At 63.8% G+C, this 21261-nt stretch carries 18 protein-coding genes and 1 tRNA gene; 8 read left to right on the forward strand and 11 right to left on the reverse strand.

Annotated features, from left to right (window positions below; all coding sequences use genetic code 11):
- Position 1: 1 nt before the first annotated feature.
- From sufB to sufC, 3 genes are read right to left on the reverse strand one after another with little or no spacing between them, the layout of a single operon-like run.
- Positions 2–1408: a Fe-S cluster assembly protein SufB gene (sufB, locus tag SU48_RS02970; protein WP_064013957.1), complete on the reverse strand. Its 1407-nt coding sequence runs from the start codon at positions 1406–1408 to the stop codon at positions 2–4.
- A gap of 11 nt (positions 1409–1419) precedes the next feature.
- Complete coding sequence (locus tag SU48_RS13885) at positions 1420–1779, reverse strand: DUF4377 domain-containing protein (RefSeq protein WP_082869638.1); 360 nt, start codon at positions 1777–1779, stop codon at positions 1420–1422.
- Positions 1776–2531, reverse strand: coding sequence for a Fe-S cluster assembly ATPase SufC (gene sufC / locus SU48_RS02975; RefSeq protein WP_064013958.1), 756 nt, complete (start codon positions 2529–2531; stop codon positions 1776–1778). The genes SU48_RS13885 and sufC overlap by 4 nt, the downstream gene beginning before the upstream one ends.
- Before the next feature lie 284 nt (positions 2532–2815).
- Here sufC and SU48_RS02980 point away from each other — a divergent pair, with 284 nt between their 5' ends.
- From SU48_RS02980 to SU48_RS03005, 6 genes are all read left to right on the forward strand, one after another.
- Positions 2816–3526, forward strand: a complete 711-nt coding sequence (locus SU48_RS02980; RefSeq protein WP_064013959.1) for a MotA/TolQ/ExbB proton channel family protein — start codon at positions 2816–2818, stop codon at positions 3524–3526.
- Positions 3523–3942, forward strand: a complete 420-nt coding sequence (locus SU48_RS02985) for an ExbD/TolR family protein (RefSeq protein ID WP_064013960.1) — start codon at positions 3523–3525, stop codon at positions 3940–3942. The genes SU48_RS02980 and SU48_RS02985 overlap by 4 nt, the downstream gene beginning before the upstream one ends.
- 4 nt (positions 3943–3946) lie before the next feature.
- Positions 3947–6322, forward strand: a complete 2376-nt coding sequence (locus tag SU48_RS02990; RefSeq protein WP_064013961.1) for a hypothetical protein — start codon at positions 3947–3949, stop codon at positions 6320–6322.
- A gap of 69 nt (positions 6323–6391) precedes the next feature.
- A complete protein-coding gene (locus SU48_RS02995) occupies positions 6392–7210 on the forward strand; it encodes a hypothetical protein (protein WP_064015803.1) in 819 nt (272 codons plus the stop codon).
- A 403-nt stretch (positions 7211–7613) separates the two neighbouring features.
- Positions 7614–8468, forward strand: coding sequence for a type III pantothenate kinase (locus SU48_RS03000; RefSeq protein WP_064013962.1), 855 nt, complete (start codon positions 7614–7616; stop codon positions 8466–8468).
- Positions 8465–9364 carry an ABC transporter substrate-binding protein gene (locus tag SU48_RS03005; protein ID WP_064015804.1) on the forward strand — a complete coding sequence of 300 codons (900 nt, stop codon included), beginning with the start codon at positions 8465–8467 and terminating at the stop codon, positions 9362–9364. The genes SU48_RS03000 and SU48_RS03005 overlap by 4 nt, the downstream gene beginning before the upstream one ends.
- Before the next feature lie 68 nt (positions 9365–9432).
- On the opposite strand, the gene SU48_RS03010 is transcribed toward SU48_RS03005, so the two are convergent.
- Positions 9433–12522 (reverse strand): alpha-amylase family glycosyl hydrolase, encoded by a 3090-nt coding sequence (locus tag SU48_RS03010; RefSeq protein ID WP_064013963.1) that lies wholly within the window; start codon positions 12520–12522, stop codon positions 9433–9435.
- Positions 12523–12617: 95 nt separating this feature from the next.
- On the opposite strand from SU48_RS03010, the gene SU48_RS03015 reads away from it, so the two are divergent.
- Positions 12618–12896 (forward strand): DUF427 domain-containing protein, encoded by a 279-nt coding sequence (locus SU48_RS03015; RefSeq protein WP_064015805.1) that lies wholly within the window; start codon positions 12618–12620, stop codon positions 12894–12896.
- Positions 12897–13038: 142 nt separating this feature from the next.
- Here SU48_RS03015 and SU48_RS03020 read toward each other — a convergent pair whose 3' ends face one another.
- Together SU48_RS03020 and hisA are read right to left on the reverse strand one after the other, a co-directional pair.
- A complete protein-coding gene (locus SU48_RS03020; RefSeq protein WP_082869639.1) occupies positions 13039–14214 on the reverse strand; it encodes a GGDEF domain-containing protein in 1176 nt (391 codons plus the stop codon).
- Positions 14215–14560: 346 nt separating this feature from the next.
- Positions 14561–15307 (reverse strand): 1-(5-phosphoribosyl)-5-[(5-phosphoribosylamino)methylideneamino]imidazole-4-carboxamide isomerase, encoded by a 747-nt coding sequence (hisA, locus tag SU48_RS03025; protein ID WP_157451063.1) that lies wholly within the window; start codon positions 15305–15307, stop codon positions 14561–14563.
- Positions 15308–15374: 67 nt separating this feature from the next.
- Between hisA and SU48_RS03030 the strand changes: the two genes are divergently transcribed.
- A complete protein-coding gene (locus SU48_RS03030) occupies positions 15375–16520 on the forward strand; it encodes a glycosyltransferase family 4 protein (RefSeq protein ID WP_064013966.1) in 1146 nt (381 codons plus the stop codon).
- A 130-nt stretch (positions 16521–16650) separates the two neighbouring features.
- On the opposite strand, the gene SU48_RS03035 is transcribed toward SU48_RS03030, so the two are convergent.
- The 5 genes from SU48_RS03035 to SU48_RS03055 form a co-directional block, all read right to left on the reverse strand.
- Positions 16651–16735 (reverse strand) — tRNA-Leu (locus tag SU48_RS03035).
- Positions 16736–16941: 206 nt separating this feature from the next.
- On the reverse strand, positions 16942–17142 hold the full coding sequence (locus SU48_RS03040) for a hypothetical protein (protein WP_064013967.1): 201 nt from the start codon (positions 17140–17142) through the stop codon (positions 16942–16944).
- A 117-nt stretch (positions 17143–17259) separates the two neighbouring features.
- On the reverse strand, positions 17260–18084 hold the full coding sequence (locus SU48_RS03045) for a transglutaminase family protein (protein WP_064013968.1): 825 nt from the start codon (positions 18082–18084) through the stop codon (positions 17260–17262).
- Between the two features lie 238 nt (positions 18085–18322).
- Entirely contained in the window at positions 18323–19270 is a 948-nt protein-coding gene (locus SU48_RS03050) for an alpha-E domain-containing protein (protein ID WP_064013969.1), read from the reverse strand.
- On the reverse strand, positions 19270–21144 hold the full coding sequence (locus SU48_RS03055) for a circularly permuted type 2 ATP-grasp protein (RefSeq protein WP_064013970.1): 1875 nt from the start codon (positions 21142–21144) through the stop codon (positions 19270–19272). Before SU48_RS03055 ends, SU48_RS03050 begins: the two co-directional genes overlap by 1 nt.
- Between the last annotated feature and the right edge of the window lie 117 nt (positions 21145–21261).

Below are 21261 nucleotides of genomic sequence, written 5' to 3' on the forward strand. Positions count from 1 at the left end.
ATCAGCCGACGCTGCCTTCCATCTCCAACTCGATCAGGCGGTTCAGTTCCACGGCGTACTCAAGAGGCAACTCTTTAGCAATCGGCTCAATGAAGCCGCGCACGATCAGGCCTGCTGCTTGATCTTTGCTGAGTCCACGGCTTTGCAGGTACAGAATCTGCTCGTCATTGATTTTGGACACGGTGGCTTCGTGGCCGACGCGGGCGGTCTTTTCCTCGATTTCAATGTAAGGATAGGTGTCGGTGCGGGCTTCTTCGTCCAGCAAGAGGGCGTCGCATTCCACGTTGGTCTTGGCGTTGCGTGCGCCTTCGTAAATCTTGACCAGTCCACGGTAAGAGCTGCGGCCCGAATCCTTAGAGATGCTCTTGGACACGATGCTGCCGCTGGTGTTGGCCGCGAAATGCACGATCTTCGCGCCCGCGTCTTGATGCTGCCCGCGTCCGGCCATCGCGATGCTCAACACTTCGCCGCGTGCGCCCTCTTCCAGCAAGTAGCAGGCGGGGTACTTCATGGTCACCTTGCTGCCGAGGTTGCCGTCCACCCATTCCATCACGCCGTGGCCGTACACGGCGGCCCGCTGCGTCACGAGGTTGTAGACGTTGTGGCTCCAGTTCTGAATGGTGGAGTAGCGGAAGCGTGCGCCTTCCTTCACCACGATCTCGATGACGCCGGAGTGGAAGGAGTCGGAGTTGTAGGCGGGGGCCGTGCAACCCTCGATGTAGTGGGCCTGTGCGCCTTCATCGATGATGATCAGCGTGCGCTCGAACTGGCCGCTGCTTTCCGCGTTGATGCGGAAGTAGGTCTGCAGGGGGATGTCCACCTTCACACCCTTGGGCACGTACACAAAGCTACCGCCAGACCACACGGCGCTGTTGATGGCTGCAAACTTGTTGTCTTCCGGCGGCACGATGGTCGCAAAGTGCTCGCGGAACAAGTCGGGGTACTGCTTCAGGCCGTCTTCGATGCTCAGGAAGACTACGCCCAGCTTTTCCCACTCTTCTTTGAGGTTGTGGTACACCATTTCCGACTCGTACTGTGCGCCCACGCCTGCCAGCATGGCCCGCTCGGCTTCGGGAATGCCCAGCCGCTCGAATGTCTTCTTCACGTCGTCGGGCACGTCGTCCCAGCTGCGGGCGTTCATGCCTTCGGGCTTGATGTAGTAATAAATTTCGTCAAGGTTCAGGCCGCTCAGGTCTGCGCCCCAAGTTGGCATCGGCTTGCTGTAGAAGATTTCCAGTGCCTTGAGGCGGAAATCCAGCATCCACTGCGGCTCGTCCTTGTTGCGGCTGATCATTTCCACGACTTCGCGGCTCAGGCCCTTAGGGGCTTTGACGGCGTAGCGCTCGGGGTTGCTCCAGCCGTATTCATAGCCGTTGTTGATGTCATTGACTTCAGGATTAATGGTCATGATTGCTCCTCTTAGTACTGACCTTCGTAGTAAACCTTGCTGTCTGGAACTGCCTCTATAACCTGCTTAAGCTTGTAGTAATGGCGTAGATTTGTCTCTACTACTCCGGGTAGATATCCATACTGGGTCACTGAAAGGTGGTAGCGAATTCCCGGCTTGTAATCAAATCCCTCGATGGGTACACCTAAGACGGAATACGATGAAAAATTGCCGTTGTAAAGTTGCTTAATTAAATTGCACTCAAGGTCTTTGTTCGTGCCACAGATAACCTTGTTGGGAGCAACAATAATTTCAGTCTCCACAATCACTTGCGTTGCACAACTGGCAAGAACTAAGGCTGTTATCACGCTCAGTGCTGCCAGTCGTTTCATGCCAGCGCCAACTCTTTCACCCAGTCGTAGCCTTCGCTGTCCAGCTTCTTGGCCAGTTCGGGGCCGCCCGATTGCACGACTTTGCCGTCTACGATGATGTGAACGCGGTCAGGCACGATGTAATCCAGCAGGCGCTGATAGTGGGTGATGATCAGACCGCCGAGATTCGGCCCACGCATAGAGTTCACGCCTTTGGCGACGATCTTCAGGGCGTCAACATCCAGGCCCGAATCGGTTTCGTCCATGATGATGTAGGTCGGGTCGAGCATCAGCATCTGCAAAATCTCGTTGCGCTTCTTTTCGCCGCCGGAAAAGCCCGCGTTCAGGTAGCGTTCCACGATGCTCTCGTCCCATTCCAGCACCTTCAGGGCGGCCAGCAACTTGCCGTAAAACTCGCTAAAAGAAACTTCTTCGCCCTCGGCTTTGCGGGCTTGCATCGCAAGGCGCAGGAAGTTGGCGATGGTGACGCCGGGAATTTCCACGGGGTACTGGAAGGCCAAAAACAGGCCGAGGCGGGCGCGTTCGTCGGGTTCCATCTCCAGAATGTTCACGCCGTCCACCAGCACTTCGCCCTCGGTCACGGTGTATTCTGGGTCGCCTACCATCACTTTGGCGAGGGTGCTTTTGCCGTTGCCGTTCGGCCCCATCACGGCGTGCAACTCGCCACGCGGAATGGTCAGGTTGATGCCCTTGAGAATGGGCATGTCGCCCACGGAGGCGTGCAGGTTGCGGATTTCGATCTGATAGGTCATGAAAACTCCTTGTGGCGGCTCTAGGTGGCGTCTTTGGGACGGCGCTGCTGACATCTGAAAGAGAGCGGGTGGCTTGAACTTGAGGAACCCTTCTTGAGAATGATTCCTACTTACAGGCCCATTCTACCCGTCTGGGGATGGAAAGTCGAGTGCGTTGGTATGGATTAGACCTCACGCAAAAGCGTTGACGCCAAGGTGTTTCTTCATGGGCCAGAGGGAGTTTATGAGTACGTGGTGGCCTATTTTCACGCTTGCCACGTGCCCACGTGCTACCCGTGATACACATGACCTTTTCTGAACTTCTCCGGAACGCTGGGCCGCTGCTGTGGGTGCTGCTGGCGCTGTCGGTGTACGTGGTGTATTTGGCGGCTGCCCGCGCCCAAGCGTTGTCCCGGCTGGGGCAAGATGCCTCCGCCCTCATCGAGCGTGCCCGCGCCGTCACCGCCGAAAGTGGGCCAGCGGCAGCCTTGGCCGAAGTAGACCGGGCCACCGATCTCCGCGCCAGCCCTGCCGCCAACGTGCTGCGGGCCGGACTGCTCCGCGCTGACCGGGGGCCGGACGCCAGCCTCGCGGCCATGAATGCCACATTGTTGGCCGAAGACGCGCGGCTGTACGCGGGCCTGAGTGCGCTGGGCACGGCGGCTCAGGTGGCCCCGCTGCTGGGGTTGCTGGGCACGGTCATCGGCATGGTGCGCTCGTTCTTGGTATTCAGCACCACCGCTGCGCCCACGCCCGCGCAACTGGCCACCGGCATCAGCGAGGCGCTTATTAACACGGCGGCAGGTCTTGTGGTGGCGATCATCGCCTACGTGGCCCGCAACGCCCTGCGTGCCCGCGCAGACCGGATCGCGGTGCAGGCCGAACGGGTGCGCGAGGAATTGCCCTCGTGGTTGTCGCGCCCGCTGGCGGTGGGCAGTTTCCGCCCTACAGCCGACACCCTGCCCGAAGTGGCCCTGTCCTTCGACAGCCTTCCTGTGGGAACGGTACGGGGATGACCCGGCCCGCCCTGCGCCGCCGATTTCGGGAAGGGGGAGACGGCGTGACCTTCGACTTTGCCCCGATGGTAGACATCGTGCTGCTGCTGCTCATCTTCTTTTTTCTGACCAGCAGCCTCGGCGCACGCCAGAATGCCCTGCCGCTGGATTTGCCGCGTGCCAGTACTACCGTGCAAGAAACCCCTGCCCTGCCGATTGTGAGCGTAGACCGGGCCGGGAAGCTCTTTCTGAACGGCAAGGAAACCACCCTGACCAAGTTGGGCGCGGGCTTGAAACCTCTGCTGAAAACGTCGGGCGGCGTGGTGGGCTTGCGGGCCGATGAACGCGGCAATTACGGCACAGTCGTTCGTGTGATGGACGCGATTAAGCAGGCGGGCGGCGAACGCTTGGCGCTGGGCACGCGCAAGGGAAACTGAGGGCATGACTGCCTTGCCCGGAGTCCCGCCCCCGCCCCGCCAACCCGCCAGCCCCGAACAGCGCGAGCGGGTGCGTGCGGTGGCCGCGACGGTGGCCGTGCATGTGGCGCTGCTGGCCGGACTGTTGGCGCTGCGCCCCAGTGCCCCCACCGCCGACAACCGCGCTCCCACCGATTTTACCCGCGCCCCGATGGAAGTGCTGACCCTCGCCCCGTCCCCGGACGCTTTGCCGACGACACCCGCCGCCACGTTGACGCCCCCGCAGCAGCAGGCCCAACAGCAGGCGAGGGAAAATGCAGCGCGGGCGCAAGCTCAGGCGGCACGGCCCCCAGTGGCCCAACCTCCAGTCGCCCAGCCTCGAACGCCTCAGCCCCAAGCGGCCCAACCCCAAGCCGCGCAGACTCAAGCGGCTCAGCCTCGGCCTGCACCTGCCGCGCCTACTCCCGCTGCTCGGCCAGCCACGCCTGCTGCCCAGCCTCAGCCCGCCGCCGCCGCTCCAGCCGGACAAACAGCCCCGCAAGCCGGAAGTGCTGCGCCCGCCAGTTCAGCGCCAGCGGCACAGGCGAACCAAGCTCCAGCAACTCAGCCCCAAACGGCCCCGAATGTGGCCCCGGTAGCTCAGGCCCAAGCAGCCGCAGCGCAGGCCCAGACAGCCCAAGCCGAAACAGCCCAAGCCCAGACAGCACCGGCAGAGAGCGAACCTGTAGCCGCGTTGCCACGTCAGGCGGAATCGGCCCAAGCTATGCCGGAGCAGGCAAACCCAGCGCAGGCCAATCCAACGGCCACCGCCCAAGCGCCGGAAACCGCGCCCGAAACGGCTCGTGCTGAGGCTCAAGCGCCAGCAGCAGAACAACCCGCCGAAGCCGCCAGCGCTGCCCCCACCGCCAACGCGGAACCCGAAACGGTGTCGGCCTTGCCTCGGCGGGACAGCAGTTCGGCCAGCACCCCCGAAGCCAGCACCCCAGAAGCCAGGGTTCCTGAAGCCAGGGTTCCTGAAGCCAGCGCCCAAGCCAATGCTCAGCCTGCCCGCAGCGAAACCCCTGACCCCGGCGAGGCGGCCCCAGCCCGCAATTCCACGTCAGCCGCTAACCCGCAGGACGACGGCGGCCTCCCAGACAACCCAGTGGCCCGTATTCCGGCCCGGCCACAAGCTTCAACAGGCGCACAGGCCGCCGCACCGGAAACCTCGGCAGGCACGCGGGGCACGCCCGTTCCCGTGACTCCGCAAGCCGAAGCCGGACGTGCCGGAGCGGTGGCTCCCGCTGCGGCAACGGCTGAAGCGGCTAATCCAGCGGCCCGCACGCCTGCCACCCGCCCTGCCCCTAGCGCAGAAACGCCCGACGTGCCCGCCACACGCACGGCAGCGGCCCCGGCCCAAGCGAACCCAGCCCAAGCGAATCAGGGACAGGCCAGCGCAAGTCCTGCCGCCCGCACGCCAGCAGCAGAGGCGGCAGCCCCGGCCAGCAGCACGCCCGCCCGCACCGCACCCAGCGCCGCTGCGAATGCTGCCCCAGACGCGGCGGCCCGTGCCACACCCGCAACCTCGGCCCCAGCGGAAGCGGCAGCACCGGGAGCCTCGGCACGCATACCGGGCAGCGGTGCTGGCAACGGCGCAGGTTCAGCCGAAGCCGCCGCGCCAGCCGCCCGCACACCCGGCGCAGCAGCCTCGGCTCCAACGGGGACACCAGACGCCGCAGCCAGCACCCGGCCCGCCTCTGGCAACGCTCCTGCTGGCAGCGCGGCAGAAACGGCGGCTCCCAACGCAGGCCGTACCCCCGCGCCCGCTGGGGGAGGCGGCAGTGACACGGCAGCGGTGTCTCGCCCCGGTGCTGGTGGAAGTGGGACTGGTGGAAGTGGAACAGGTGAATCTGGCCCCGGTCAAGCAGGGACAGGCGAAACGGGAGCCGCTCGCCCCGGCGCTGGAACTGGTGCAGGCGCGGCCAGCACAGGCACCGGCCCGGCAGAAGGCGGCGCGGAAGTGGCCCGTGCTGGTGGCAGGGCAGGCGCGGCAGGCGGCACGGAAAATCGGCCCCTGAATTGCACGGTGGTGCTGGACGTTCGGGCCTTCCCCAAATTTCAGCGCGACATGACCAGCTTCGTGTACGACGCGGGCGGCACGCAACTCTGGCCCGATGCGGCGCTAGTTCGGGGCGTCAGCAGCCAACTGGTGCAGGAAGGCAACTTGCACACCTACGTCACCAACGAGGGAGCGCTGGGCAGCTTTGCCAACATCACGCGCCTGACGGCCAACCGGGTTCAGCCCAACCGCCTCGCCCCCCGGTCTACGGTGTTCACCGATGCCGTGCTGGACGCTGCCGCCGCCGCCCAATTCCGTTCTGCGGGGCAGGCATGCCGCGTGGTGTATCTCAAAGCGCCCTGACCCCGCCCGAATCGCCTGTGCCGAAGCATCAGCCAGCCGTCATTCAATCCCTGTTCAATGGAGTCCAACATGCGCCAATTCACTCTGAGCAAGCCCATCCTGCTGACCCTTTCCGTCCTGTTGTCGGCCCCGGCCCTCGCGTGGGTACCCAAGCTGGAAGAAGTGACCGCCAAGAACGTCATAGACGGCGCGTATGGCCGCCGTGATCCCGTGCCCACCTTTCAGACCCTTGATCTGACTGTGAAGGAAGGCAAGTTCGCCGCCGGAACCGTGACGGCTTTTGCGGGCGGTGAGAAGTGCGTGGCCGACTGGTTGGCCGCCCCCACCGAATTTGCCGCCGGAAGCCGCCCGCAGACCATCACGGTCATCGGTCAGGCCGATCAGTTGTACTTTCAAGCGCAGGCCGCCCGCGACGCTTTCGGCAACCTGACCGCCGCCGACGCTTTGGCCGCAGACCTGAGCAGCAAGCGCATGCCAGACGGCCAATTGCGCGTCGACATCGCCGTGAAGGGCCTCGCCAGCGAAAAGGCGCGGCAGGCCTACAACGTCCGTCTGAAGGGAAGTGACGGCAAAATGATCGCGCCTATACGGGCCACTTTCGTCAACGATTTCAAGTTGATAGATGGCTCAAATCAGGTAGGGCAATCTTTGAATGTGTCGGCTACAACGACTGCAATCACAACCACGTCGGGCAACACTACAACGACTAACGCAACGACTACGTTGACGGCGAGTCCAAACGGTCTTTGGCAGGGCACTTTGGTCTACTACTTCGAGCCTCTGAAGGCGGGCATCGGCGCTAGCGACAAGGTGGAATTGCTGCTGAGGACGGAAGCGGATACCAACTGTGCGTATAGCGTGCCGCTGGATTTGGGGAGCTTTAGCTGAGGGCTGAATTTTGGGGAAGGCGAGGTTACGTGGCTTGTCCCACGTTTTGCCCCACCCCCCAGCCCCCTACCCCACCGGGTAGGGGGAGCAGCGCTGCGCTAGGCAGGATTCATCTTGTCGCGCTCAAACTCGGTTAGATCGCTCACCTGAAGCGGAATCGCCAGTTGTCTTGATACTGGAATTGGCCCGCCCACTGCGTGGACGACGGCCTCACACGCACTTGGGCGGGGACGGTTTGGGCTTGTTTCTCCCTCTCCCCTTGCGGGGGAGGGCGCTGTGAAACAGCGGTAGGGGGGAAGTGAGCAACGCGATTGCCCTTCCTTAGCCCCTCAGACCCTCAACCCTTAGACCGCCCTCACGCATCCCCATCTCACCGCCAACCCACAGCCGCCAACTCCGTACAATGCCGGACGTGTCCGCCTCCGCGTCCCTGCCTCCAGAATCTGCCCCTGCTTCCGCTTTTCCGCTGCTGGTCGTCGATATCGGCAATACCAGCACCGTGCTGGGCCTAGCCGATGCAGGCCTGAACCTGACCCACACTTGGCGGGTTCGCACCAACCGCGACGTGTTGCCCGACGATCTGGCCCTGCAATTGCGTGGCCTGTTCGACTTGGCGGGACTCGGCGGTGCAGGTGTGGCGGGGCCGCGTGCGGCGGTTCTCAGCAGCGTTGCGCCGCCAGTGGGCCAGAATTACGCGCTGGCGCTCAAGCGGCATTTCGGCATCACGGCCCTAGAAGTCTCTGCCGCCGCCCTGCCCGATGTGCGCGTGGAACTCGATATTCCCGACGCGGTGGGCGCAGATCGCCTGTGCAACCTGTTCGGCGCAGAAAAGTATCTGGGCACGCATGAATACGCGGTGGTTGTGGATTTCGGCACCAGCACCAACTTTGATGTGATCGGGCGCGGACGGCGGTTTATCGGCGGTGTGCTGGCAACCGGGGCACAGGTCAGCGCCGACGCTCTGTTTTCGCGGGCGGCCAAATTGCCCCGGATTACCTTAGAGGCTCCCCTGAGCGCCATCGGCAAAAACACCATTCACGCGCTGCAATCGGGCCTCGTCTTCGGGTATGCCGAAATGGTGGACGGCCTGCTGCGCCGCATCCGTTCCGAGTTGCCTGCGCCCGCCGTCGCCATCGCCACAGGCGGTTTTGCCCGCACCATTGAGGGCATTTGCCGCGAAATAGACCATTACGATGAAACCCTGACCCTGCGCGGCTTGGTAGAACTGTGGGCCAGCCGAGCCGGAGTGCGGGCATGAGCAGCGGTGTTGGCTTAAAGATCGTGAGTCTGCTCCCCAGCGCCACTGATTTGCTGTTCGACTTGGGCTTAGGCGGCAGCGTGGTGGGCGTCAGCCACTCTTGCGATCACTCCGGCGCGGCGGGACTGCCCATTCTCACGCGCTCTATCGTGTCTCCCGATGCCCCGCAAGCCGACATAGACCGTGCCGTCAGCGAGGCAGTGCGCGAGGGGCGGGCGCTATATCAAGTCGACGGCGAACTCTTAGACCGCCTGAATCCTGATCTGGTGGTCACGCAGGGCGTCTGCGAAGTGTGCGCCGTCACGCCCGGAACCATCGACGCTGCCGTGCGCTACCTGCCCGGTTGCCTGCCCGCCGCCCACGTCCTCAGTCTGGAAGGCCGCAGCGTGGCGGGCATTCTGGACGATCTGCGGGCATTGGCACTGGCCGCCGGGGTGGGGGAGAAGGGCGAACAACTTGCCGCCGAAGCTTTGCACGACTGGCAGGCCATCGTTCCCGCTGCCCACGCCCCGCGTGTACTGACATTGGAATGGGTGGAGCCGCCGTTTTATGGAGGCCACTGGGTTCCCGAACAAGTGGAGCAGGCAGGCGGCGTGAACGTGCTGGGCGCGGCAGGCACCGATTCTGGCCGGGCCACTTGGCCCCAGATCGCTGCTCTAGACCCGGACATCATCGTGGTGATGTGCTGCGGCTACGGTTTAGCCGACAATGCAGAGTTTGCCCGCAGCCTGCTGACCCGCACCGACTTACGGGCAGTGAAAAACGGAGAAGTGTGGGCTGTGGACGCCAACGCGCAGTTCAGCCGCCCTAGCCTCGGCGTGGTGCGCGGCGCGGCGGTGCTGGCCGATCTGCTGCGGGGAAGAGAGTGTACGGGCGAAAGCGTGCGCGTGGGGTAGGCGCAGAGCCAAAGAAAGCGGCGTCTCCCGTGAAGGGAACGCCGCTGCTCGGACAGAATCGAACTGGTTTAGGGCAGCTTCAGCCCCTGCGTAAAGGTGGCCCGCCGCTGCTGGGCATCGGTGCCGATGGTGTTGGCCCCGGCTGGCGTGCTGCCCGCATCCGGCACGATGTCGCCCGCGCCGTAGTTGTCTCCGCCGAACACGCCGCCCATGATGTTCACGCCCCCGGCAGGCTTCCCGGTCAGGCCCAGCGAAGTCCACGGAATCGCCAGTTCTACCGTCTGGGCGGGCAGGGTTCCACTCGCCGCGTATTTGTAGTCGGCGGCGTTCACTTCGGGCGTGGCGGTGTCGCTGGTCACGCGGCGCAGTTGAGCGCTCTGGTTTTCGTAGCGGGCCACGAAGGCGTCCACGCCGTTTACGCTGCCGCCAAAGGTAGCCGCCCGCTTCCAAGCTTCGAAGTTGTCGGCCTGTGCTGCGCCGCCCGCTTGGTAGTCCAGATACAGAATCCCGCTGTTGCCCGACACGCGGTAGGTGTAGGCCAAATACAGGTATTGCGCGTCGCTGTCGGCCTGCAAGGTCAGCCAGTTGTTGTTTGCGCCAAACACACCCTCGGCGGGGCTGTCCAGCTTCACGGCGGGGGCCGTCCAGTCGCTCAGGTTGCCGTCTATGGCGTACTTGGTGCGGTCATCGCGGGCCAGATTCAGGTCAGCGCCCGTCTGGGGTGCGGTGGCGGCGCGTGTGGCCTCTAGGAAGCCGCCCGCGCTGGCTTTCAGCGTGTGCGCTCCAGCGGGCGCAAACAGCGTGTAGCTGCCGTCGGGGAAGGTGAGGGCGTAGTTCAGGTTGGGATCGGCGGTGGTGGCTTCTACCAATGCGCCTGCCAACGCCGTTCCCGCACCCGTCACCTTGCCTTCAATGCTGGCTGGCACGGGTTTATCAATAAAGTCATAGGTGCCGCTGTAGGTGTTGGCGGGCGTGCCTGTGGGATTGGGGGTGCTGCCCGTCACGTACACGCGGTCTCCCTGTCCCGGCCCCTCGTAACCGCTGTTTTTTGCGCCGGGGCCATCGTTGCCGAACTTGAACTTGATGTCGCGGAAGAGAGGCAGGTCAATTTCGGTTTTCCACTGGCCCCGGCTGACCTGTGTCATCGGGTATTCCACCTGACTGCCCGTATCGAAGCGCCGCAGTTCGATGGGGCCGTTGCCCTGACTGCGGGCGTCTACCGTAAACGTCACCTTGACCGTGTTGCTGGCGCTGGGGGTGGCGGTTACGCTGGTGCCTTTGCTTTCCGCGCCATTGGTATCCACTGTGACCACGCGGAAGGTGGCGGCCTCGCCGTTGCGAACGCCTGTGGCGAGGTAGCGGGCCTGCGTGGCGGGCAGCGGGGCAAAGTTCAGCAGGCGCTCGGTGCCGCCCGCCGTCTTCGCGTACACGCGGTAGCCGGTCACGAGGGGCTGGGTGGAGGGCGTCCACGTCAGTTCTACGGCTCCGTCGCCCGCACGCGCAGTCAGGCCGCTCAGTTCGGGCAAGGCCGGATTGATACTGCCCGCTGCGCCGCCGCCCGCTGTGGCTGAAAGTGCCAGCGTGGTGCGGGGCGGCAGGGTGCCTACCAGTTTGCCCCCACTCACGCTCAGCGGATTGGCGCGGCCTGTAATTTCAGTCAGGGCAGAGCCGCTGAAGGTGCCCAAGAGCGGGATTCCGCCTCCGCTGAGGGTCGCCAAATCGACTGCCGTATCGCCGTTGTTGATGACCACCACGACGGGCTGCCCGCCCTTGCCGTCTGTCGCTACGCGGCGGTAAGACAGGATCGGTGCGCCGCCGTTGGGCCGCCAGAGTTCTTGTTGTGCACCCCGTGTCAGCACGCGGTACTTGCTGCGGGCCGAGGCGAGGGCCGCCAGCCGTTCATCGAGTTGGCTGGTCGCCAGTGCGCCAAAATCCATATCTTCGCGGTTGCCCTGCCCCAGCACATAGCCGTAGGGGTCGCCCTGCCCCGCCTGCGCGATTTCGCTGCCCTGATACACGCTGGGCGTGCCGCGAGAGGTATAGATCAGGCTCAGAGCAGTGTCCAGACGCTCGGCGGCCTGCGTTGCCGTGCCGCCTTTGCCCGTCACTTCGCTCACAAACCGCTTGACATCGTGGTTGTCCACGAAGGTCGTCAGGCGGGAAGCGTCCTTGTACGCGCCGTCCTGTGCGAACACGTCGGCCACGCGCCCGAGGTCGCCGCCCGCGCTGCTCAGCTGGTCTTTGATGGCAAAGTACAGCGCGAAATCGAACACGCTGGGCGAGCCGAGGTCATCCATAAAGCGGGCCAAGAACGCTGGGTTGCCGTCGAAGACCTCGCCCACAGACCAGATCTTCTGGGGATCACCCGCGCCGCCCGCTGCAAAAAACTGCTTCCAGTAGGCGTCGGGCACATGCTTCATGGTGTCTATTCGCAGGCCGTCTATGCCCGACTGCTCGCGCCAGTAGGTCACGAAATCATTCAGGTATTTGGTCACACCCTCCACGCTCTGCTTAAAGTCGGGCAGTCCGGCGAGGTCGCAGGCCGTCACCTTGTCTTCGGGCTTGGCGTTGTCGCAGTCGGCTTTGGTATTAAACCAATCGGGGTGGTCGGCCACCAGCTTGGCGTTGTAGCCCGCGTGGTTCACCACCACATCCTGAATCACCTTCAGGCCCTTGGCGTGCGCGGCGGCCACCAAGTCCTTGTACTCGGCCAGCGTCCCAAAATGCGGGTCGGTCTTGAAGAAATCCTCGGCCCAGTAGCCGTGATAGCCTGCGAACTGTTTGCCCGCGTTGGGGCCGTCGCCCACCGGAATGGCCGGAACTTGCAGCACCACCGGCGTAATCCACAGCGCCGTAAAGCCCATGCGGTTGAAGTACCCCTCGTTGATCTTGGCCTTCAGTCCGGCAAAATCGCCGCCGTGCCAGCCCAGCGGATTGGTCTTGTCGGTGGCGTCGCCGGGGTTGCGGTTGGGGCCAAGGTCATTGGAGGCGCTTCCATTGGCAAAACGGTCTGTCATCGCGAAGTAGATCACCTCGTCGCGCCAGTCGCGGGCGTCCACGGGGGCGGGCGGCTTGGTCAGGTCGCAGGAAGACAGGGCCAAGGACAAGGTGATGGCCGACAGCACGCCGAAGCGTCCAACAGACGGAATTTTTGTCATGTGTGTATTCAATGAACAACGCCGCAGGGCAACCTGTCAATTCCCTGACTATTTGAGGCCTTGTGGGTGGCTTAATCTATACCATGTCCCCAATGATGAAGGCCGAATGGAATGGTCAAGTGATTGCCGAATCTGCCGATACGGTGGTCGTCGAAGGCAACCATTACTTCCCCATAGACAGTGTGCAGGCGGGCGTGTTGCAGCCCAGCCCCACCCACTCCACTTGCCCTTGGAAGGGAGAGGCCAGCTACTACAGCCTGACTGTAGACGGCCAAACCAACAAAGACGCCGCTTGGTACTACCCTGCCCCCAAGGACGCCGCCAAGCAAATCGCCGGACGGGTGGCCTTCTGGAAGGGCGTGACGGTGAGCTGAAGTTTGGTTGTAGCTTGAAAGGTCACCCCCGTTGCTGGCACTAAGCCCCCTTTGAGGGGAGGACAACAGCTGTTGCGCTCCCCTTAAGGGGGGCTGGCTGCGGAGCAGACTGGGGGGGTGTACCCATACACTCAAACTTCCCTCACACCGCCGCCGCTTCCTCCACATCTTCCAAATCGGTGGGAAGCGTGCGCAGTTTTCCGGCCAACTGAACGCGGTTGCGCCCGTCATCTTGGGCTTGGCGCAGAGCGCGGGCGGCGTCTTCCAGCATGTCTTGGCTGCCCAAATGCTGCGCCCATACGGTCACGCCCACGCTGATGGTGGGCATTACGCCGTCGAGGGGCAACGAGGCCACACGCACGCGCAGGCGTTCGCAGGCGGCCCGCGCGGCGCGGTCATCGGGCACGCGCAGTAGCAGGGCAAATTCGGTATGGCTCAGGCGACCCACCACATCCTGATCCCGCACGGTGGCGCTCAGGGTGCGGGCCACATGCGCGGTCAGGCGCTCGGTAAACGCCTCGCCGCGCTCCTCTTGCACGCGCCCCAAATGATCCAGACTCAGCACAGCGACTGCCAGCCCGGATGGACGGCGGGCAGTCAGGCCAGTCAACAGTTTTTCCAGCGCCACGCGGTTGGGCAGCCCGGTCAGCGGGTCTTGATCGGCCCCGCGAGTGGCCAGCCAAGCGCGGCTGCCACTGGCTTGGTCGCGCATGTGGCGCAGCAAGGCCCGCTGGCCCAGCACGGTCACGCCGCCTGCCAGCAGCATTTGTACCAAGGTATTCAGCATGCCGCTGTTGGCGCTAGCTACAGCATCCGGTGTTGGGCTGCCCAGTGCGTAGGCCAGCACCAACAGACCAGTGGCCGCCAACGCCGTCAGGCTCAGGCCGAGTGCCCGCCGTTCGCTCAGGCCCCAGGAATGGGCCATCAGCAAAATGGGGAGCCAGGGCGCGGTGGCGGCCACCAGTTCGGCGCGGTCGGCCACACCGGGCGCAAACAACGTAAAGCCGACGCGCCCCAGCAAGAAAGCCCAGGCGCTGACCAGCAGCACGCCGTCTATGAACCGCACCGAGGCGCGGCGCGTGCAGGCCAGCACCCACAGCCCCAGAATCAGCATCACCAGCGCGGGCAGCCCAAATCGGTCAAAAGCGTTTCCGCGGCCCAACTCCAACACCAGCGAGGCCAGCGCTCCTACCGCCGCCAAGGGCAGGGTCAGGCAGTAGGTGGCGCGGCGATCATGGCCCAGCCGGAACACACTGCCGCCTTTGGGGGTGGTCACCGCGTCTGGCCCGAGGACGGCGCGGTCTGACCTACCGGACATCAACAACCCGTCTAAAGCTCCTGTGCGTGCAGTCCACTGCCCCGCTGTCCCTCTCTCCAGAGCCGTCACACCGACACACCGCAACCTTCATGGGGGTAGCAAAGCACCCCGCCTCTGACCCGACCCTGACAGCACCCCCTAAAAGCCTGTGTGAAGGCGGCGTTCTGGGCAGAGTGCGGGAGTAGGTGGGAATCGTCCAAAAGGCTGAAGGTCAAGGGTCTAAGGTGCTGGGGCGAGGGCGGTTGCTGGGTGTTGTCCAGTGCCGCCTCCATTCTGGGCAGACTTTGAAATCAGTTCTTAGACCCTGAGACCAAGCCCCAGCAACCTCAGCCCCACACCCACCCCATCAGTCCAGCGCCGGAACCGGGTAGGGCAGCGTGCCCTCGTAGATGGCGCGGCCCACGATGGCCCCGTGAATGCCCTCTTCGGCCAGCAGGCGCACATCGTCCAAGTTCGCCACGCCGCCGCCCACGATCAGGGTATTGACCCACAGCTGGCGCACCTGCCGCATCAGTTCCCGGTCTAGGCCGCGCAGGGTGCCGTCGCGGGTCACGTCGGTAAAGATCAGGGTTTCCAAGCCCGCGTCGGCCAACTGGGGCGTCAGGTCGGCCACCATCAGGCCGCTGCCCTGCGCCCAGCCGTGCGTCGCCACTTCCAGCCCGCGTGCGTCAAGGCTCACCACCACCCGTTCGGGGCCGTGTGCGGCGATCAGTTCGGCCACCAGTTGGGGGTTCTTCACGGCTGCCGTACCGATCACCACCCGGTCTACCCCCGCTTTCAGAAGGGCTTCGGCGCTTGTTCGGTCACGGATGCCGCCGCCCACTTCTACAGGCACGCCCAAGTCTGCGGTAATTTGGGCAATCACGGCGCGGTTTTCGCCCCGGCCTGTGGCGGCGTCCAAGTCCACCAGATGCACCAGCCCGGCCCCCAACGCCGCCCAGTGCCGCGCCGCATCCAGCGGGGACTCGAAATACACGGTTTCTTGGTCTGGGTTGCCCTCGTACAGGCGCACGGCGCGGCCCGATTGAATGTCTACGCACGGAATGATCAGGGGCAAAGGCTTGGGCGTGGGGCCAGAAGCGGGCGTCGTCATGCGGGCCAGCATAGCGGCTTCACTGTGCGGTCTTCTTCTGCCTAAACCGGGTTACACTGCCCCTGACGTGCGAATCGGGATTGTGACTGCCACCTACCAGCCTTCACGCAACGGGGTTGCCACGAGTACGGCGCTGTTTGCACAGGGCCTGCGCGAACGCGGCCACAGCGTCAGCGTGTTTGCGCCGCGCCACCCACTGATGCCGCCCCACGAGCCGGGCGTGTACCGCCTGAATTCCTCGTTTGCCGGGGCGCGGGCCATGGGCGCTCCCGCCGATTATCCGGTGATGCTGGCTCCGGGGCCGCTGCTGACCTCGCGTCTGCCGCTGCGCGATCTGGACGTGCTGCACACCATGCATCCCTTTTTGGCCGGACGGCTGGCCCTGAACTGGGCGCGGCTGTCGGGCGCTCCGGTGGTGTTCACGGCCCACACGCAGTACGAGGAATATCTGCACTACACACCTATGCCCCGGCGGGTGGGCCGCGCCATTTTGCGCCCGCATGTGGCCGCGTTCGCCCGCCGTGTAGACACGGTGCTGGCTCCGGGCCGCGCCATGCAGGACATGCTGCGCGAATACGGCTTTACCGGAGACGTGCACCTGTTTCCCAATCCAGTAGACCTCACGGCCTTTCAGCAGGCCGATGGGACGGCTTTCCGCGCCAAGTACCACATTCCGCCTGACGCGCCCTTGGCGATGTACTTGGGCCGCCTCGCCCCCGAAAAGAATCTGGCCGTGATGCTGCACGCCTTCGAGCAGGCCCGCGCCAGCCGCCCCGATCTGCGCCTGCTGGTGGTGGGCGACGGCTCCAGCCGCGCAGAAGCGCAGGCATTGGCCTCCGACGCCGTGACGTTGACTGGGCCAGTGCCCTACGCGCAGGTGCCGAGCGCTCTGGCCGCCGCCGACGCGTTTATCACGGCCAGCACTTCCGAAGTACTGCCCATGAGCATGATTGAGGCGCTGGCCGCTGGCACGCCGCTGGTGGCCGCCCGTAGCCCCGCCGCCTTAGACCTGATTCAGGAGGGCGTGAACGGCACCGTGCGCGACGCCACCGCCGACGCTTTGGCCGCCGGACTACTGGAGGTGCTGTATCCGGCCCACCTGCCCCAGTTGCAAGCAGGCGCACGCCACAGCGCCCAGCAGTACGATTTGCGGGTGCGTGCCCAGGCGCTGGAAGGGGTGTATCTGCGGGCCATTGCACGCAAACGTCGCTGAGGATGGGGTATGGGGGCGTAAAAGCGTCTAAGGGTCGAGGGTCAAAGGGTCTAAGGAAGGACTACAACCTATGCTTTTGCCCGCACACATAGCAAAACAGCCCCCGCATTGCTGCTGGGGGCTAGATCTGTGGTGCCGAGGATGGGACTTGAACCCACACGCCGTGAAGCGCTAGTCCCTGAAACTAGTGCGTCTACCAATTCCGCCACCTCGGCATCATCTTGGTTGCGCCCGCGCAGGGCGCGTTTCAGGGCTTGTTTACTTTAGCCGCGACTTCCCCAACTGTCAACAGGCAAGCGCCCGCGATCTAGTTGGGAAGCCATCTAGCTTAGGGCCACGCTGGGGCAGTTTGGCCCGCTGGCACAGCCTAAAGCTGGAGAAACTCGGCTATGGAGTCTCTCCGGCTTGGAGGGCGTAAGAATCAGCGGCGGCGCGTGGGCGTTGCGCCAAAGCGTTTTTTGGCCTGTGCCAGCAAAAAGTCTAGGGTGCGGTCACGCTTGCGGGCCTTGCTGTACTTGCTGCGCTGCCCGGTTTTGCCCCGCCGAACCGCACTGATGATTTCCAGCACGATAGGTGCGAACACGGCGAGTTTCTTCAGGCTGCTGGAGCGGGAAGTTTTCATGCCACCAAGTACGGGGAGGCGGGCGGGAAAGTTGCTGGGGGGAGGCCCGGAGTAAAGGCAAGGTAAAGGGAGCGTGCAACGTGTGCCGCTCCCGATACCCGGTGGACTGACCGGGCGCTACTGCTCCCCGTACACCCTCACCTCTACATCCAATTTCCCGCGCCCGCCGCCAAAATAGGTGCCGCGCACCGGGGACACGTCGCCGTATTCGCGACCGTGACCGATCTTGATGTGCTTTTCGCCCGCCAAGCAGTTGTTGGTAGGATCGTAGCCCAGCCAGCCGTATTCGGGAATCAGGCACTCGGCCCAAGCGTGGGTGGCTTCCGCGCCCAACATGTCGCCGCCGCTGTACAGGTAGCCGCTGACATAGCGCGACGGAATGCCGAGCTGCCGCGTAATGCCCAACATGGCGTGCGTGAAATCTTGGCACACGCCGCGCCCGTGCTGAGCAAACTCGGCCAACGGGGTATTCACGGCGGTGGCTTTGGTGTCGTAAGAAAACTGGCGGTTCAGACGGGTGGTGAGATCCATCAGAAAAGTGGGCAGATCGTCGCCGGGGCGGGGGCGGGCCACGCCGAAGATTTCAGGCCAGTCTCCGCCCGGCACACGGGGGCTGGAGACCAGAAACTCGGTATTTCTGGCCCGCACTTCGCGCAGCACGCTGAATGGCGACGGCGCGGGCATGGTCACGGCATGGGTGTCCACAATCGCCTGCGCCTCTATTTTCAGGTAGCGGTGCGGTTCGTGCACATGCACATGATGCACGATGGCCCCGAAATAGTCCTTGTGAGACGTAATTTCGGCTTCGGGTTCAACTTGAAGGTGAAAGGAGCGCACGCTTTGGCGTACCTCGCGGGCTGGGTGCAGGCGCACCTGATTAAACGAATCCCAAGCGGGTTCGGGGTAGTGGTATTCGGTGGTATGCCTTATTTCGCAGCGCATGGTTCGGGCCTCATCCTGATTGCGTCTCCACTGCCGGGCCGGGGGCGGCGCAGGGAGACGTTCCGGCGGCAGTCTGACACGCGAGGCCGCACGACACTGTCACGTAGAGCAGACGACTTGGCCCGCCCCAGCGCAGGCAAAGGCACAGGAAGACGTCTGGGTGCGGGCCGGGCCGAATGGGTGGGGCCACTGGGGGCAGCAATCTGGAGGAGTGGCCGCCCTACCGTTGCCATTCCGTTCATTCTTGTTGAAAGTACGCCGCAGTGATAGACGCGCCCACCCGGTTGAAGTCGCCCAACAATTCCTCCAATGAAGGATTGTCTTCATCCAGAATGTCGGCCACGCGGGCATATTGCAGCCTCGCCACCAGCCAGCGCGACAGGCGCGGAATTTCGGGATGTGCGCCGGGATGGTGACGCTCGATCTGCATCAGGGCCGCTTCCAGATTCTCGGCGCTGTAGCGCACGCTGCGAGGAAAAAACTCGTCCAGCAGCAAGAAATCTCCGATGGTCTGGGGGTCTATACCGCTATGAACGCGCTTGCGGTAGGCCTCGTAGGCGCTGGCTCCCTTCAGCACGCTCACCCAGCGCTGATCCTGCATGGCCCGCTGGCCGGGGTCTTCCACTGGACGGGCGTCTATGCCCCGGTAGCGGCTTTGCAGCACGCGCAGGGTATTGTCGCCGCGCTCCAGCATTTGCCCCGCCCGCATAAACGACCAACCCTCGTCGCGTGGCAGGGTGGCAAAAGCGATCCCGAAGAAAAACTGACTGGCATCACGGGCGGCGGCGCAGTATTCGAACAGGCCGTCGCGGTCTAACACCGAGTCGTTCTCAAAACACAGCTTCAGGTAGGTGGTGTTCAGTGCCTCCCACATCTCGGAGGGAATCCGGTCACGCAGACCACGCGCATTCTCGCGGGCGCGGGCCACACTCGTGGCGATGCTGGCGGGATTGTCGCGGTCAAAGGCCAGCCACGCGCTGATGCTGCGGGCATCCACGCGGCCATATTTGGCCCGCAGATCGGCGTCGCCGCCTGTCAGTTCCAGCAGCGGCATCCAGTATTCGCGGGCGCGGCCTGCCATTTCCAACGTGGCGTAATAGTTGACGTTCAGCAACCGGGCGGTATTCTCGGCGCGTTCCACGTAGCGCCCGATCCAGAACAGGTTTTCGGCTAGGCGAGACAGCATCAGCGTTCCCCTTCCTTGGTCTGGTCATGAGGTTGGCCCGGTTCGTCGCCGTCCAGTTGGTCTTTTTCCAGTTCTTGCTGATAAGAATGCTGCCCCGGCGATTCGGGTGCGGGCGGCGGTAGCGTGCCTCCAGAAGTCCGTTTCTGCGCCTGACTCTGTGTTTGGCCCTGACTCTGGCTTTGCCCATACGCCTCGATCTGGGCTTCCTCGCTGGCCTGTACGCGGGCCTGACTGAAGTTGGGTTGCGCTTGGCTCTGGCTTTGGCCCTGCGCCTGTGTTTGACCCTGAGACTGAGTTTGCCCCTGACTTTGGGTCTGAGATTGGCTCTGGCCGCCCACCGGAACCGCTCCGAAGCCGCCCTGAAACTGGCTCTGGGCCTGATTCTGTGTCGTTTGGCCGTCGCCGTGCATGATTTGGCTCATGCCCTGCGGTGTGGCGGGGCCGTCGTGGTCTAGCACCCACGTGTCTTTGCTGCCGCCGCCCTGAGAACTGTTGACCACCAGACTGCCGCGCCGAAGGGCCACACGGGTCAGGCCGCCGGGAACGATGGTCACGTCTTTGGTGCCGTACAGCACGTAAGGCCGTAGATCGATATGAGCGCCTTCGAACTTGGTGGCGTCCGGGTAAAAAGTAGGATGGCGGCTGAGGCCTACCACGGGCTGTGCGATGAATTCACGCGGCTCTAGGCGCACTTTCACCAAGTAGGCGTCTATTTCGTCGCGCGTGGCATACGGCCCGATCAACATGCCGTAGCCGCCTGCCTCGCCCACCGCCTTGAAGACCAAGTCTCCGGCGTTGGCGAGCATGTATTCCAAGTGGTCGGCGTTCCAGCCGAGGTAGGTGGGCACATTGTTCAGCAGCGGCGTTTCGTTCAGGTAGTAGCGGATCATGTCGGGCACGTAGGCGTACACGGCCTTGTCGTCGGCTACGCCGGTGCCGATGGCGTTGGCAATAGCCACGCGGCCCTGACGGTACACCTCCACCAGTCCGGCCACACCCAGAGAACTGTCGCGGCGGAAAGCCAGCGGATCAAGGAAATCGTCGTCGATACGGCGGTAGATCACGTCGACTTGCTTGCGCCCGCCCGTAGAGCGCATCCAGACCCGGCCCGCGTCTACGAACAGGTCTCGGCCTTCCACGAGTTCCACGCCCATCTGCTGGGCCAAGTAGGCGTGCTCGAAATACGCGCTGTTGTACATGCCGGGAGTCAGCACCACCACCGTGCCGTTGTCGCGGGGGCTCACCGACTGCAACACTTCCAGCAGCGCGGTGGCGTAGTGCTGCACGGGCCGCACGCCCTGTGCCTCGAACATGCCGGGGTAAATCCGGGTCATGGCCTGCCGGTTGGCGAGCAGATACGACACGCCGCTGGGCGAGCGCAAATTGTCTTCCAGCACCAAATATTCGCCCTGTTCGTTGCGGATCAGGTCGGTACCGACGATGTGGGTGTAAATGCCCTGCGGCACCTGTACGCCGTGAACCTCGCGCCGGAAGTGGGCCGAGGTATACACCAGTTCGGCGGGCATCACGCCGTCGCCCAGAATTTGTGCGTCGCCGTAGATGTCGCGCAGGAAGGCATTCAGCGCCTTCACCCGTTGCGTCAGGCCTGCTTCTACGTGTGACCACTCGCCCGCCGGAATGATGCGCGGCACGGGATCAAAGGGAAAGGTGCGCTCGGTGCCCTGAGAATCGCCGTACACAGTAAAGGTGATGCCCTGATTGCGAAACGCCAAATCCAGCAGGCGGTGACGCCGCTCGAACTCGGCCACCCCTAGATCACTGATGTATTCCTCGACGCCCTGATAGTGCGGGCGAACCTGTCCATCTGGCGTGAACATCTCGTCAAAGAACCTGTCTCCCGGCTCGTACTTCATGTTCCCGCCTCCTCTAGTGAGGTTTCCCTCGCTGTGACTAGATGCCTCAGGATAGCGGACGAAAAAAAATGCATCACTCGGCAGTCAGACAAGAGGCAGATGGGGAGGGCAGGCCAG

The organism is Deinococcus puniceus, from assembly GCF_001644565.1.
Taxonomy (GTDB): domain Bacteria; phylum Deinococcota; class Deinococci; order Deinococcales; family Deinococcaceae; genus Deinococcus; species Deinococcus puniceus.

What these genes read in the sequence shown, in the direction of transcription:
- sufB (WP_064013957.1), bottom strand. Translation starts at nt 1,408, where the DNA reads ATGACCATTAATCCTGAAGTCAATGACATCAACAACGGCTATGAATAC.
- SU48_RS13885 (WP_082869638.1), bottom strand. Translation starts at nt 1,779, where the DNA reads ATGAAACGACTGGCAGCACTGAGCGTGATAACAGCCTTAGTTCTTGCC.
- sufC (WP_064013958.1), bottom strand. Translation starts at nt 2,531, where the DNA reads ATGACCTATCAGATCGAAATCCGCAACCTGCACGCCTCCGTGGGCGAC.
- SU48_RS02980 (WP_064013959.1), top strand. Translation starts at nt 2,816, where the DNA reads ATGACCTTTTCTGAACTTCTCCGGAACGCTGGGCCGCTGCTGTGGGTG.
- SU48_RS02985 (WP_064013960.1), top strand. Translation starts at nt 3,523, where the DNA reads ATGACCCGGCCCGCCCTGCGCCGCCGATTTCGGGAAGGGGGAGACGGC.
- SU48_RS02990 (WP_064013961.1), top strand. Translation starts at nt 3,947, where the DNA reads ATGACTGCCTTGCCCGGAGTCCCGCCCCCGCCCCGCCAACCCGCCAGC.
- SU48_RS02995 (WP_064015803.1), top strand. Translation starts at nt 6,392, where the DNA reads ATGCGCCAATTCACTCTGAGCAAGCCCATCCTGCTGACCCTTTCCGTC.
- SU48_RS03000 (WP_064013962.1), top strand. Translation starts at nt 7,614, where the DNA reads ATGCCGGACGTGTCCGCCTCCGCGTCCCTGCCTCCAGAATCTGCCCCT.
- SU48_RS03005 (WP_064015804.1), top strand. Translation starts at nt 8,465, where the DNA reads ATGAGCAGCGGTGTTGGCTTAAAGATCGTGAGTCTGCTCCCCAGCGCC.
- SU48_RS03010 (WP_064013963.1), bottom strand. Translation starts at nt 12,522, where the DNA reads ATGACAAAAATTCCGTCTGTTGGACGCTTCGGCGTGCTGTCGGCCATC.
- SU48_RS03015 (WP_064015805.1), top strand. Translation starts at nt 12,618, where the DNA reads ATGAAGGCCGAATGGAATGGTCAAGTGATTGCCGAATCTGCCGATACG.
- SU48_RS03020 (WP_082869639.1), bottom strand. Translation starts at nt 14,214, where the DNA reads ATGTCCGGTAGGTCAGACCGCGCCGTCCTCGGGCCAGACGCGGTGACC.
- hisA (WP_157451063.1), bottom strand. Translation starts at nt 15,307, where the DNA reads ATGACGACGCCCGCTTCTGGCCCCACGCCCAAGCCTTTGCCCCTGATC.
- SU48_RS03040 (WP_064013967.1), bottom strand. Translation starts at nt 17,142, where the DNA reads ATGAAAACTTCCCGCTCCAGCAGCCTGAAGAAACTCGCCGTGTTCGCA.
- SU48_RS03045 (WP_064013968.1), bottom strand. Translation starts at nt 18,084, where the DNA reads ATGCGCTGCGAAATAAGGCATACCACCGAATACCACTACCCCGAACCC.
- SU48_RS03050 (WP_064013969.1), bottom strand. Translation starts at nt 19,270, where the DNA reads ATGCTGTCTCGCCTAGCCGAAAACCTGTTCTGGATCGGGCGCTACGTG.
- SU48_RS03055 (WP_064013970.1), bottom strand. Translation starts at nt 21,144, where the DNA reads ATGAAGTACGAGCCGGGAGACAGGTTCTTTGACGAGATGTTCACGCCA.